This is a genomic window from Methylomonas methanica (assembly GCF_001644035.1).
GTDB lineage: Bacteria > Pseudomonadota > Gammaproteobacteria > Methylococcales > Methylomonadaceae > Methylomonas > Methylomonas methanica_A.
In genome coordinates, this window is the sequence record NZ_LUUG01000075.1 from 18,834 (window position 1) to 32,688 (window position 13,855).

Below are 13,855 nucleotides of genomic sequence, written 5' to 3' on the forward strand. Positions count from 1 at the left end.
TGTACCAGCATCTTAGAACAGCCTTCAACTCGCCACCGCGGGGCCTCGCAACGAACGCAGGTAATCCAAAACCCGCGCTTGCCGCCAACGGTCATCGGCAGCGCAGTCAGCGATCCGCGCGCGTTGACAAGCAAGGATAGCTTCGTCGCGGCCTTTAGCTGTCCACGGTCTTAGATCCGCTGGCGAATTCGCCAGCAGCACAGCAGCCTCCTCGTCGGGCAACGCCGGGCCGTCACGCAGCCAGGCTTCGGCCTGCTGAAAGTTGTCGCGGCACATCAGCGCAATCATATAGTCGCAGGCCGATTGCAGCCCGGACCGCAGCCGGCCTGGGCTGACCGACACCATGGGTAGCAGCGGCGCCAGCGAGGGGAACAGGTGATTGGCATAGATGGTCGCACCCCAGTACGATTCGGCGGTCCGGCGAAAATGGGCCAAGTCGCGCACCGAGACTAAACCGCTGGCAGCCAGCGACAGAATTTCCACCGGCGGTTTGTTCATGTCGACGGTATCGTTGGCAACATCGACATACAAGCCGCCGAATTGCAGCGCGTTCTGGAAATATTGTTCGCGCAACACGCCCCATACCGAGCGCACGATACCGCCTTGGGATATGAAGTCGAGCAGCACTTGTTCGATCGGCATCTCCGGTTGACGTAAGCGGGTCGCGAGCAGTGCGTAAATCTCACGGGTGATCTCCTCGCAGCGACCATAGGGATAAGGCTTGCCTGCGGCAGCCGGAAGTTGCGGCGCCAACAGCGCATCGACCTTAACTCGCAGACCCAGAAAATAAGACTGCAATGCAGCGATCCGTGCAGCCAGATAGGCGTCGGTCAATGCACTCTGTTGGGCGTCAACGGGTGCGATTTGCTGGGGAAGTAAGGGAATCATGGCAGAGCGGGATTGTCGCCGCGAATGCCAATCCTTGCAAATTACTTAGAACAACTCAATCTCGGTCGAATGCCGGTCAGGTTTTGAATGTTCGACTTGCGGCTGATTTTCCGTTTCCGACAGTAATAATTTCAAGGCTGCAATTCGCTGTTTGAAACGCGTTAAACCGTCGCGCTCTTCCCGGTCGTGATGCAATCTCAAGAACGCGTGCAAGTAATTGCCGACATTTTTTGTATCCACGGCTATTTTTGCCATCATTTGGGTAACGATATCCTCAAACTGCATCGCCATTACCCCTTCCTGAGCCAGTCGCTGGATTTCATCGGTTGCCAGGGTGATGCTACTTGAATGCCCATTAGCCTTGGATGTCATTTGGATCAATTCCTGACCTAGGCTGCCCAGGTTTTCGCGTGAACGTTCCGCCAGACTTAGATCAGTCTGCGCCGCTTGCGATACCAGCTGATCCACTTCTTGCAACGATTGGATTATGTCATCGAGTGTGGCGCGGATTTCATCACTGAATTGACGAGTCTGGGCCGCAAGTTTTCGGACTTCATCGGCGATGGACCGCTTAATGTGAAAGGTTTTTAACTGAGCGAGCGCGTCTTGAATGGTTGAACTGACCTTGGTGGTAATGACCGGACTGTTCATATATTCCCTGAGTGGCCTGTCGGTGGTATCAGCGGAGGAAATAAGTTTAAAAATATCCTTGGTGGTGATGATGCCTATCGGTATTTTGGATTCGACGACAATAATAGAATCTTCCATTTTCTGGAGATGGTTGAGCACATCTTCCAAAATCCAGTCCGCAGTGAAGGTTACGGGCTCTACTCTGGTCACCAAGTCGCCGATGGTTTTTTTTTGCACCAGTACGGTAGGATCCACCGCCGATAGAATGTCGGTATCCGTTAATATCCCGACAAGACTCTCTTTGGCGTCGACGACACCTAAATACCGATCGCCGCTGGTTTCAAGGATTTCGAATGCCGTCAGAACTCGTTCATTTTCGAAAACGCAGGTAATCTTGCGTAATGCCAATTCAGCTAAGGTAGCCTCGCTGCTGCCGCCACCGTGCAGATGCTTCAGCAAATCTTCAACGGAAAATACAAAATATTCCTCGCCAATCTCAAGCACTACACTGCTGACATTATTGTGATCTATCAGCTGCGAAACCGAACGAATAGTCATATTTAACGTCGCTCGCAAAAGCTGTTTTTGCGCTATCGACCCCACAGTTGGAAAAATTGTAAATTCAGTCACGAGCGTCTCAAATTTGGCTATGCCTTGCGGTTGATTCTTGCCGAAAAGTAATTTTATTGTCTGGCAAGTGGTGTTAAGCCGGGGATTTTTGGCGTTTCTCGCGCTTATTAATTTGTTGGGTGTTCAATATTTTCAGCGGGGGTATAGTGGCTGAATCAATAAGCCCTTGGCGGGTATTTGACTTGAATGTATCGTGCAATCTCAGTAGATCGGTGACCGATTTGGCGTCGGTTTTACGCATTAAATTCGCGCAATGCACTTTTACGGTCTTTACAGAAATATCCAGTTTTTCGGATATTTCCTTGTTGGTATGGCCCAACACAACCAACTCGCAAGTTTCAATTTCGCGTTTCGTCAGGTTACGGAATTGATTGTTGATAGTGACAGCGAATTCATATTCGAAAAAAGCCAGTTCAAGGCATTTGCGTATCTGTTCCAGACTAAAGGGCTTTTCAATAAAATCAAACAATCCGATTTTTATCGAACGCAAGGTTGTCGATAGATCACTTGATCGGGTGATACAAATCCGGGGATATTCCAGTAATAAAGCAAACTCGGAACCGGACGGCGATATTTCGACCACTTCAGGGTCGAACACCATCACAAAGGCAATTTTTTTGCTGGTTAAACTCGCTTTGTTGTCGACGAGCCATCGAGACAATTCATCACGACTAGCCACGTAATCTACATTCGCTTGCAGACTTTCTCTGACCCGATTAATACCTTTAAACGATGAGACTTCGCGGTCAGCAACCAAGATTAATCTATCGAGTCCAAAACCTTTAGTGCCATAGTCTGAAAAAATTGATGCAAATTCGTACTCAAAAACGTGTCAAGTGTACGTAAGTCTTAAAGTTTGTCTATTGGGCTAAGGTCTTGGATGCCTCTACCGCTTCCCCGCTATTAAGGCTATTTTCACGGATCGAAGAAGCAAGGCATCTTCAGCACCCGCAAATATCAAGCAAACCGTATATTTGCCGCCACCTACGTTCACGGGCGATACTTGCCGATGCTTACCCCGCAAACCGAGCGATATGAAAATCCAGACACCCTCATTGAAAGAGATCGAAACCGCAACGCTGAATCATTACAGCCAAAATGCCGAATCGTATTGGCAAGGCACCAAGGATCACGACGTTACGCAGAACTACGCGGCCTTCCTGGACGCGTTGCCGCAAGAGCTCGTATTGGATATTTTAGATTTGGGCTGCGGTCCCGGCAGAGACGTGTTCTATTTCAAGTCTTTGGGCCACAGACCGGTCGGTCTTGACGGCAGCGAGGTATTTTGCCGGATGGCGCGCGCCCACAGCGGCTGCCGGATATTGCAGCAAAGTCTACTTAGCCTGGATCTGCCGCCACAAGGTTTCGATGGCATCTTCGCCAATGCGTCTTTATTTCATGTACCGAGCCGCGAATTACCGAGAGTACTTAACGATCTTTACACAGCGCTAAGACCGGCAGGAGTTTTGTTTATCTCAAATCCGCGCGGTAATGGCGAAGGCTGGTCCGGGCAACGCTACGGCCATTTCATGGAAATCGACAACAGTCGGGAGTTTTTGGCAAACGCGCAATTCGAGATACTGGACCATTACTACCGCCCGTCCGGCAAACCGAGGCACGAGCAGCCCTGGCTGGCGATTACGGCAAGAAAACGGGATGAAAGCTGCTAGCCAGTAAGCACTGCGCTAATCCAACATCAGTCCAAAATGCTGGGCAATGCCGGGGCATTTCCCTAACTCTGTTATTATGGCCTGCCAAGTGCGCGCTATTTCGCCGCATCTCCTTGATATTAGAGTCTTTGTGAATACACCTGAATTTTCGTCCCTGCCGTTAAAACCCGCCCTACTGGAAAACATCGAATCGCTGGGTTACACCCACCTGACGCCCATCCAGGCCGAAAGCCTGCCGCATATTTTGGAAGGCAAGGATGTGATTGCCCAAGCCAAGACCGGCAGCGGCAAGACCGCGGCGTTTGGCATCGGTTTGTTGTCGCGGCTGGATTTGAGCATCTTTAAAGTGCAAGCCATGGTGATCTGCCCTACCCGCGAACTGGCCGATCAGGTTTGTAAGGAAATAAGACAACTAGCCCGCTTTACGCAAAACATTAAAGTCCTGGCCCTGTGCGGCGGCACACCATTTGCCCCGCAACGCAGTTCACTGGAACACGGCGTGCATGTAGTGGTGGGGACACCGGGGCGTCTGCAGGAACATCTGCAAAAAGCCAGCTTGCGCCTCGATCATTTAAAAGTGCTGGTATTGGACGAAGCAGACCGCATGCTGGACATGGGCTTTGCCGACATCATCTCCGACGTGATTTCCTATGCGCCGACGCATCGGCAAACCCTGCTGTTCTCCGCCACCTATGCCGAGCCGATACGGGCCCTGAGCCAGAAGTTTCAATTCAAACCGGTGTCGGTCAGCGTCGAAACCAGCCATCACGATAACCCTATCGAACAGCGTTTTCATCAAGTAGATAAAGCCAAGCGCTTGAACGCGCTAGGTTATTTGCTGGCTTACCATCGCCCGGAATCGACAGTGGTGTTTTGCAATACCAAGCGCGAATGCCAGGACGTGGCGGATACATTGACCAATTGCGGCTTTTCCGTGCAGGCGCTGCACGGCGATTTGGAGCAAAAAGACCGCGATCAAGTGCTGGTACGCTTTGCCAATAAAAGTTGCTCGATTCTGGTTGCCACCGATGTCGCCGCGCGCGGCCTGGACATCAAAGATATGCAGGCAGTGATCAATTACGAACTGCCTTGGGACCCGGAAGTGTACGTGCACCGGATAGGCCGCACCGGCCGAGCCGGCGCGAAAGGCCTGGCGCTGAGTTTGGTCAGCGAAGCAGAGTTGAACCGGGTCAAAGCCATCGAAGAATATATTGCCGGTTCCGTAAAGTGGGACGACATCGCACCATTCAAACTCAGCAGCGAACACCGCTTCGAGCCGCCCATGGTCACACTGTGGATAGACGGCGGCCGCAAGGACAAAATGCGACCGGGCGATATTTTGGGGGCATTGACTGGTGCTAACGGCATAGCTGGCGGCGAAGTGGGTAAGATCGACATCTTCGATAAACACGCTTATGTTGCGGTGAAGCGCAGCAGCGCCGATAAAGCCCTGACCTGTTTGCGGGCCGGCAAAATCAAAGGCCGCAATTTCAACGTGCGCAAGTCGCAATGGAATTAGCCTAAGGGCAAGCTCTTTTTTAGAGCGTTGATTGCAGACATCCCTTGGAACCCGCCTCGCGGGTATGGTAGCCAGAATCGGCTCAGCGGCGCCTTGCGCCGCATTTGCTAGGGCCTATCTATTTGCAACCCGGCAAATAAAAATAGCGCGCAGATAGTCGAATCGCCAAAGCCTGCTATACCTATGCCAGCCCATATCCCCTACTCTAATAAAAACTCAGCCCGTGGCGCCTAAAACTCATATCAGTTACCTGGACACTATTCGCGGTCTGGCGGCCTTGGCCGTCATCAGCGAACATTTTGTTATTGCCTATGGACTACCCTGCGAAACGCCGCTCTGTCAGCAATTACTGGATTTCTCGCCGCTGCACATCTGGTGGGACGGCTCGGCGGCGGTGTCTATGTTTTTCGTGCTCAGCGGCGTGGTGCTGTCTTTGCGCTATTTTCGCGCGGGACATATACCGGATCTCAGCGAATTTCATTTGGCGCGCTTCCTGATCAATCGGATGTTCCGGATCTGGCTGCCGTATTTGCTGGTTTTGCTGATCAGCACCGGCCTGTTCGTGAACACCTTCGACAGTGAGATACTGAGGACCAGCCTGCCTGCCACCGATTGGATAACCGGAATGTGGCATAAATTTCCGCTAACTCCCACCGATATGTTGCGCGAAAGCTTTTTATTGAAATTACCCGCCTTGATCGTACTGCTACCGCAAGCCTGGACTTTAAGTATCGAACTGGTGTTGTCTCTGCTGTTGCCGGTAGGCTTGTTGCTGGCGGGACGCGGCACTTCTTGGCTGGTATTTTTTGGTTTGCTGGCCACCAGTCTGTTGGGAGTGTCTATTTTCTTGCTGCATTTTTTATTGGGCATGACCATTGCCAGACACTATACCGATCTAACCCACTACCTGTCCGGTCGGCGCTGGCAACGGCGTTTGCTGTTACTAGCGGGCTTAGCATTTTATACCTGCGCGACGTTTGTACCGTCTGAATTAGTGGGCGATAAAGCTGTTTGGCTGGGTTCCGGTCTGGGCGCCGGTTTGATTTTGATGTTCGTATTAGGTTCTAAAGATGCACAAAGGTTGCTGTCGCAGCCGGTGTTAAGGCAAATAGGCAAAGTGTCTTACAGCGCTTATCTCAGCCACATGGCTATCCTGATATGCCTGACGCCGCTTGTCTTAAAATTTCTGGAAGGGTTTACTGAAAACCGGTTGGCGCTTTGGTTTGGTGGCTGGCTTATTACAATCGCTTGCGTACAAGGCGTTTCCTTGTTGTTCTATCACTGGCTGGAAATACCCAGCATGCGCTTGGGGCGGCGCGTGACCGATGCAATAGCCGCCATCGGCACGCCAACGTTATAATCCCAACCAGTCACTCCATTTCCTAGCCATTTCATCATGCGCCTTGTTACCCTTTCAACACTATTATTAAGCGTTGCCGCGTTCAGCCTTAGCTCCGAGGTTACGGCCGGCTCAACTGCTCACGACTGGGCAAAGATCACCACACCGACCCAAGAATCCAGCCAAAGCATCGGCACCTACACCAGCGGCTGTATCAGCGGCGCGGCCACCTTGCCGCTGGACGGCCAAGGCTATCAAGTCATGCGCTTGTCCCGCCACCGCTATTACGGGCACCCTAATTTAATCGGCTTTATCCAGCACTTGGGTCAGTTCAGCGTTGAACAAAAACTGGGCTCTTTGTTGATCGGCGATTTAGGCCAACCGCGCGGCGGCCCGACCTTAAGCGGACATCGCAGCCATCAGTCAGGCCTGGATGTGGATATTTGGTTTTTGTTATCCGAACAAGCCAGTAACCGGCAATTAACAGCCAATGAACGCGAAACTTGGAGCGCGCCGTCGGTCGTGGACATGCAAAACGACACTATCGATTACCGGCATTGGTCGCAGGATCTGGCAAAGGTACTGGAAGCAGCCGCACGCCAACCGGAGGTAGACCGGATTTTCGTCAACGCCAGTATTAAACAAGAGTTATGCAAAATCAAAAGCCCAGGCTCCGCTGGATGGTTGCGCAAGATTCGCCCATGGTGGAAACACGACGATCATTTTCATGTGCGCTTGAAATGCCCACCACATAACCCGCATTGCGACTCGCAAGACCCGTTGCCTGCTGGAGACGGCTGCGACGCCAGCCTGGCATGGTGGTTTTCCGCGGAAGCCAAAGCACCGTCGAAAAACGTACCGCTGCCGCCACCGCCGTTACCGGCATTGTGCGAGCAGTTGTTGCGCCGCCCCTAAATTTACAAAGGTAAACATGGTTTTATCGGGACGGGTCAGACTGCTCTTCCCACAAGCCTGTCTCGTATCATTGCGCTAAAACTCCAGACGGGCACCCATTGTAAATAAATGACTTTCCACGTCCCGGTACCCCACTAGCGCGTCGTAGTTCAAGAACGCGCTTAAGCCTTGCGCAAACGTGCCCGATACGCCCGTACCTACCGTAAAATAATTGCGGTCCGGCGCGTTAGTCACCGTATTAAAGGCTAAACCGCTGCTGTTATCGCCTAGAAAGCGCGCCGCGATATTGCGGCTGCCGTCTTTATATTGATGATGCCATTCGCCGCGCACATTAGGCGTAAACACACCCCACGCCGTACTAACCGCATACGAAATCTGATTGCCGACTGTGGTGGTGACCGACTCGACGCCCTGATCGGCAAATGCCATTCCCCAGCCGCTGCCGCCTGATTCACTAAACCCGTCGACATCGAGTTTGATGTAATTGGCTTTTACGTAGGGATTAAACAGCCATTGTTTTACCGCAAAGTTATAGCCGCTGCCCACGCTAACGGAGTATTGGTTCCCGGTAGGCGCAGCCTTGGCAAGCGTATTCACAGTTTCACTGGGTACCGTATATTGGATATGCCGCACCGACGCGTAATCGATGGCGCCCATGGTCGCCACACCGTCAAAATACAAGTTATCCGTTACGTAGTAGGTACTGTAAAGCGCGCCGGTGTAAGCATCGCTATCCAAGGTACCGCCGTTGCGGTCGAAACTGGACTCGGCGCGCGTATAGGTAAACGCAGCACCCACAATCAAATCATTACCAAACCGATAGTCTATTCCGGCATTAATGCTGCCGCTATTTAAGTTATAACCCAGTTGATTGACATCCGTATCGACATTGCCGGTGTTGTAATTGCCGTTGACGAAACCGCCCAATCGGTCCCAAACGCCGCCACTATCGCCCGCCGCGCCGCCAAGCGGGTTTGCCAGCGAAGCCAAATTGATCGGCACCGCACCGCTACCCAATCCGGCGACCTGAAAGCCGCGAGCACCGGCTCGCAAAGCGGACATCCGTCCGGCAATCGCGTTGAAAGAAGTACGCGTAGCCGAAACGCCTTGCGAAGGTATCTGCTCGGGTGAGGTTTGTTGTAGCGCGTTAAATGTCTGTGGTATTGATCGGTTAAGAGCGGAACCTACTACCGCATCGCAGCGATTCTGAAAATCGTCAGAGTTAATTCCCCGCCCGCCTGGACAGGCAATTTCGATCACGTTGGCCAAATTGCTCTGGCTGGAATTGATACCGCTGGTATTTTGCAGCAATCCCGCGATAGGCGACACGGCTGGCGTGGCAGCCGAGAAGCTAAAACCCAACAACAACACGCCAAGTTCTAACGGTACCCGCGGGTAGCGGTGGCCGGATATTGCTCCGGTCTTGTTTTGCATCGTCATCATTATTTCTCCCCCATGAAAATGTTTATGTGCTTTAAAAATCGAAATATCAAACCGGTAATTTGGTCTTAGCATAGACGATAACGAAAATACCTACATAGTTACTGCGAAATCACAAAAATTGAAACTTATTGTCAGACAATAAATCAGCCTAAAAACCAGCATCGCTGATAGCTAAATAGTTACAATAAAACTTTATACTTCAGATGAGATAGCCATGCCGGATTTCTTACTTCATCAGCAACTAACGCAAGATTGTTTCAAAGTGGGGAGTTTTAGCCTGTCGGAATTGTTAATGATGAACGATAGCCAATATCCCTGGTTTATCCTGGTACCAAGGCGCCACAATATCAGAGAAATTTATCAGCTTGACCAGGTGGATAGACAGACTCTGCAAGCCGAGTCCTGTCTACTTGCCGAGGCACTTGCAGACATTTATCGCCCCGACAAACTCAATATTGCCGCCATCGGCAATCTAGTACCGCAGTTGCATCTGCATCATGTGGTGCGCTATCAAACCGATAAAGCCTGGCCGGCGCCGGTTTGGGGAAAGTTCGCCAGCCTACCCTATGCTGGTGACCAGCCGGAACAACGAATCACCCAACTCCGCTCGGCGCTGAACCAGCAATTAATCAATTGATAATCAAATTTAATGTTTTACGTTACCGATTACGTGGTGTATCGCAACGGCTAACAATAAACAGAAGGCGTTAATAAATCCACATGGAAATACTTTAGCTAGAGAATGGCGCAGCGATAATATGAAATAAGCTTTCGGCGGCTGAAATAACCTAGTTTTTATGTGATTGACGCTCACTATAAAAGCACGTCACAATCGATAAACGGTCGCAAAATAAGGATAGATTTTCCGCAAATTCGCATAGCTCCAGCGTGAGCGGGAATGTGTCGAAATTAGGGCAGACTGTGTAAAACTTCAAAAGCCATTGTTACTACCATGCCTATATTCATCATCTGCTGTTTAATATTAAGCACCCTCACCCTAACCCAAAATGCATTTTTGCCCCTTCTGAATATAGAGGCCGTCTGGGCGTCCAGCGCCGGCCTTGCGGTGCTTTTCCTATTGAGCGGTTGTTTGAAATTCGCACCCAGCAAAGTATGGCACGACGGCTTTGCCACCACTGGCTTATGGACTTGGTACGGTTACTGGAGTCCGCAATTTAGCGACGGCTCGCCTCAATTCAGCGTATTTCCGGTCTATTTTGCCTTGCTCAGCGGTTGGATGCTGCTGGGTTTAATTAACAAAAGTCCGCAGTTTGATTGGGAATCGCAAGAATCCTTACGTTATTTGCAAAAATATTTGTCCCGCTTCGACACCTGCGTAGTAGCTGGCTTGGTACTAGTGTGCCTGGCATTGCCGGAGCACTATCTATCCTATCCTATTGCAATGACCTTCTTCATCGTCCGCAGCGCTTTTCAACGCTGCCTGGAGATCATCGATAGCCTGTAAGTTTCGGAAAACCGACTTTGTCCGGCGATCCATCGGTTTTACCGTTTCCTCAAAAAAATATTTAAGTATTGTCTGCCTGGAGCAGTGCGGAAGCCCAGCTGAAACTGGGTTACCGCCTGCTCCGGCAAGATACCTAAAAGGCGCGGGGCTAAGCTACTTCCTTGGCCTTATCCTGATAGCTGTCGATTTGATCGAAGTTAAGATAACGGTAGGTATCCGCGCTGGTTTGTTCGATGCTGGCGGCATATTGCATATACTCGGCAACTGTCGGAATCTTGCCCAATAAAGAACAGACTGCCGCCAATTCTGCCGACGACAGGTAGACGTTGGCGCCATTACCTAAACGGTTGGGGAAGTTACGCGTCGACGTCGATACCACCGTCGAACCTTCCGCTACCCGCGCCTGGTTGCCCATGCATAAGGAACATCCGGGCATTTCGGTGCGAGCGCCGACTTTGCCGAAAGTGCCGTAGTAACCCTCTTCAATCAATTGGTTTTGATCCATTTTAGTCGGCGGTGCCACCCACAGACGTGTCGGCAAGGCCCCGGCTTTTTCCAGCAATTTACCGGCGGCGCGGAAGTGACCGATATTGGTCATACAGGAACCGATGAACACCTCGTCAATCTTGGTGCCGGCCACTTCGGACAAGGGCTTGATGTCGTCCGGATCGTTGGGGCAAGCCAGCAATGGCTCGGTGATTTCGTTCAAATCGATTTCGATGACTTCCGCGTATTCCGCATCCTGATCCGCTTCCATCAATACCGGATTGGCCAGCCAATCCTGCATCGCTTTGATGCGGCGTTGGATGGTTCTGACATCGCCGTATCCTTCGGCGATCATCCATTTCAATAAGGTGATATTGGAGTTCAGATATTCGCGAATCGGCGCTTCGTTGAGCTTGATGGTGCAACCGCCGGCGGAACGTTCGGCCGAGGCATCGGACAATTCGAATGCTTGCTCGACTTTTAAATCCGGCAAACCTTCGATTTCCAGGATTCGGCCGGAAAACACGTTTTTCTTGCCTTGTTTAGCCACGGTCAACGAACCGCTTTTCAGCGCGGCATATGGAATCGCGTTCACCAAGTCGCGCAGCGTAATTCCGGGCTGCATTTGGCCTTTGAAACGCACCAATACCGACTCGGGCATATCCAATGGCATCACGCCGGTCGCCGCAGCAAACGCAACCAAACCGGAGCCGGCCGGGAAGGAAATGCCGATCGGAAAGCGGGTGTGCGAATCGCCGCCAGTACCGACGGTGTCAGGCAACAGCATCCGGTTCAGCCAGGAGTGAATCACGCCATCGCCGGGACGTAGCGAAACGCCGCCGCGGGTCATAATAAAGTCCGGCAGGGTGTGCTGCATTTGCACATCGACCGGCTTTGGATAAGCGGCGGTATGGCAGAAGGATTGCATCACCAAATCAGCTGAAAAACCCAGGCAGGCCAAGTCTTTTAGTTCATCACGGGTCATCGGCCCCGTGGTGTCTTGCGAGCCGACCGTGGTCATTTTCGGTTCGCAATAGCTGCCCGGCCTAACACCGGCGACGCCGCACGCTTTACCGACGATTTTTTGCGCCAGGGTAAAACCTTTGCCGCTGTCATGAGCCACGCCCAAGCGGCGGAACACCGTGGAAGCCGGTAAGCCCAAAAATTGGCGGGCACGATCGGTCAAACCCCGACCGATGATCAATGGAATCCTGCCGCCGGCACGGACTTCGTCAAAAATCACTTCGGTTTTTAACGCAAATTCGCAGACGACTTCATCCGTACCGTGGCGTTTGACCACACCCAGATAAGGAAAAATGTCGATCACATCGCCCATCGCCATGCCGGTCACGTCGCATTCGATAGGCAGTGCGCCGGAATCTTCCATCGTATTAAAGAAAATCGGTGCGATCTTGCCGCCGATGCAGACGCCGCCGCCGCGCTTGTTGGGGATAAACGGAATGTCGTCACCCATGAACCACAGCACCGAATTGGTAGCGGATTTACGCGAGGAGCCGGTGCCGACCACGTCACCGACGTAGGCCACCGGGAAACCCTTGGCTTTCAGTTCGGTAATTTGCTGCTCGGCATTGGTGATGCCGTCGCGCGGCATTTTCAGCATGGCTTTGGCGTGCAGCGGAATATCCGGTCTGGACCAGGCATCCGGCGCAGGCGACAAATCGTCGGTATTAGTTTCGCCGGTGACTTTAAATACGGTTACCGTGAGTTTCTCCGGCACTTCTGGTTTGGCAGTAAACCACTCGGCATCCGCCCAGGATTGCAGCACTTGTTTGGCGTAAGTGTTGCCTGCTTCGGCTTTTTCCTGCACATCGTGGAAGGCATCGAAGATCAGCAGAATTTGCGACAAGGCTTTCGCGGCAATCGGCGCTAACGCGGCATTGTCCAGCAGTTCGATCAACGGTACCACGTTGTAACCGCCGAGCATGGTACCCAACAATTCAGTGGCTTTTTCCGGTGTCAGCAAAGGTGAAGTCGCCTCGCCTTTGGCGACGGCAGTCAGGAAACCAGCTTTGACATAGGCTGCTTCGTCGACACCAGCTGGAATCCTATTGGCCAGTAAATCCAGCAAAAATACGTCCTCTCCCGCAGGCGGATTTTTCAACAACTCAACCAATGCCGCAACCTGCTCGGCATCCAAGGGTTTAGGCACCACGCCTTCGGCGGCGCGTTCGGCTACGTGTTTTCGGTATTGTTCTAACATGATGATTTCCGGTAAAAAGATATTAGGCTTGGGATGAGTTGGCTTCGGCGGCGGCTTGTTCGGCCATAAATGTGCGCATATCGTCGTTATCGACTCTGGCATAAATGTCAGCGACACTGAGAGTCAAACCAACCGATTCGAACAGCACGTCGTCGCCGAGAAAATAGTGATTGGAGACCCAGCCCTCGCTACGCCGGCAGACTTCGACGTCGACGATGTCTTGCTCGATCAGCACGTATTCCAGCAAGCTGGGAATGCTTTGGTAGACACGGCGTTTGATGGTTTCGTCGAGGCGGCGGGTGGATTTAGACAGGACTTCGACGACCAGTACCGGTGCTTCGGTGTAGTACTCGCTGGTATAATTTTGATCGCATACCACCATCGCATCCGGATAAAACACGTGTCTATCGGTTTTAATCTTGACGTTGGAGCCAAAGGCTTCGCACGGCTTGTCCCGCAAGTGATTAGTTAACTCTATCGCCATATTAAGCGAAATTCGTTCGTGATTAAGACTGGCTCCCGACATCGCGTAGACCTGACCGTCCATGTACTGGTGCTTGGTATCGCTTGCCAGTTCACCCGCCAAGTAATCTTCGATCGAAATCCAGGCTCGCTCGAATTTAGGTTGCGCGCTCATAATCGCCTCCTC

Annotated in this window: 12 protein-coding genes; 6 read left to right on the forward strand and 6 right to left on the reverse strand. The window is 51.9% G+C overall.

What is annotated here, in order from left to right; all coding sequences use genetic code 11:
• Positions 1-24: 24 nt before the first annotated feature.
• The 3 genes from A1332_RS12830 to A1332_RS12840 form a co-directional block, all read right to left on the reverse strand.
• The gene (locus A1332_RS12830; RefSeq protein WP_064008883.1) at positions 25-888 is read right to left on the reverse strand and encodes a hypothetical protein; all 864 of its coding nucleotides are present in this window, start codon (positions 886-888) and stop codon (positions 25-27) included.
• Positions 889-933: 45 nt separating this feature from the next.
• Positions 934-2,148: a CBS domain-containing protein gene (locus A1332_RS12835; protein WP_157204010.1), complete on the reverse strand. Its 1,215-nt coding sequence runs from the start codon at positions 2,146-2,148 to the stop codon at positions 934-936.
• Between the two features lie 73 nt (positions 2,149-2,221).
• Complete coding sequence (locus tag A1332_RS12840) at positions 2,222-2,905, reverse strand: response regulator transcription factor (protein ID WP_064008885.1); 684 nt, start codon at positions 2,903-2,905, stop codon at positions 2,222-2,224.
• A gap of 277 nt (positions 2,906-3,182) precedes the next feature.
• On the opposite strand from A1332_RS12840, the gene A1332_RS12845 reads away from it, so the two are divergent.
• The 4 genes from A1332_RS12845 (at position 3,183) to mepA (ending at position 7,591) form a co-directional block, all read left to right on the forward strand.
• Positions 3,183-3,818 (forward strand): class I SAM-dependent DNA methyltransferase, encoded by a 636-nt coding sequence (locus tag A1332_RS12845; RefSeq protein ID WP_064008886.1) that lies wholly within the window; start codon positions 3,183-3,185, stop codon positions 3,816-3,818.
• A gap of 130 nt (positions 3,819-3,948) precedes the next feature.
• The gene (dbpA, locus tag A1332_RS12850; protein WP_064008935.1) at positions 3,949-5,337 is read left to right on the forward strand and encodes an ATP-dependent RNA helicase DbpA; all 1,389 of its coding nucleotides are present in this window, start codon (positions 3,949-3,951) and stop codon (positions 5,335-5,337) included.
• A 223-nt stretch (positions 5,338-5,560) separates the two neighbouring features.
• On the forward strand, positions 5,561-6,697 hold the full coding sequence (locus A1332_RS12855; protein ID WP_064008887.1) for an acyltransferase family protein: 1,137 nt from the start codon (positions 5,561-5,563) through the stop codon (positions 6,695-6,697).
• A gap of 36 nt (positions 6,698-6,733) precedes the next feature.
• Positions 6,734-7,591, forward strand: coding sequence for a penicillin-insensitive murein endopeptidase (gene mepA / locus A1332_RS12860; protein WP_064008888.1), 858 nt, complete (start codon positions 6,734-6,736; stop codon positions 7,589-7,591).
• A gap of 75 nt (positions 7,592-7,666) precedes the next feature.
• Here the strand turns inward: mepA and A1332_RS12865 are convergent, their stop codons facing one another.
• Entirely contained in the window at positions 7,667-9,034 is a 1,368-nt protein-coding gene (locus A1332_RS12865) for an autotransporter outer membrane beta-barrel domain-containing protein (RefSeq protein ID WP_064008889.1), read from the reverse strand.
• A 214-nt stretch (positions 9,035-9,248) separates the two neighbouring features.
• Here A1332_RS12865 and A1332_RS12870 point away from each other — a divergent pair, with 214 nt between their 5' ends.
• Together A1332_RS12870 and A1332_RS12875 are read left to right on the forward strand one after the other, a co-directional pair.
• On the forward strand, positions 9,249-9,671 hold the full coding sequence (locus A1332_RS12870) for an HIT domain-containing protein (RefSeq protein WP_064008890.1): 423 nt from the start codon (positions 9,249-9,251) through the stop codon (positions 9,669-9,671).
• A 453-nt stretch (positions 9,672-10,124) separates the two neighbouring features.
• Positions 10,125-10,499 (forward strand): DUF2975 domain-containing protein, encoded by a 375-nt coding sequence (locus A1332_RS12875; RefSeq protein ID WP_231890287.1) that lies wholly within the window; start codon positions 10,125-10,127, stop codon positions 10,497-10,499.
• 148 nt (positions 10,500-10,647) lie between these two features.
• Here A1332_RS12875 and acnB read toward each other — a convergent pair whose 3' ends face one another.
• Together acnB and A1332_RS12885 are read right to left on the reverse strand one after the other, a co-directional pair.
• Complete coding sequence (gene acnB, locus A1332_RS12880; protein ID WP_064008892.1) at positions 10,648-13,206, reverse strand: bifunctional aconitate hydratase 2/2-methylisocitrate dehydratase; 2,559 nt, start codon at positions 13,204-13,206, stop codon at positions 10,648-10,650.
• 22 nt (positions 13,207-13,228) lie between these two features.
• The gene (locus A1332_RS12885) at positions 13,229-13,843 is read right to left on the reverse strand and encodes a Uma2 family endonuclease (protein ID WP_064008893.1); all 615 of its coding nucleotides are present in this window, start codon (positions 13,841-13,843) and stop codon (positions 13,229-13,231) included.
• Positions 13,844-13,855: the final 12 nt, after the last annotated feature.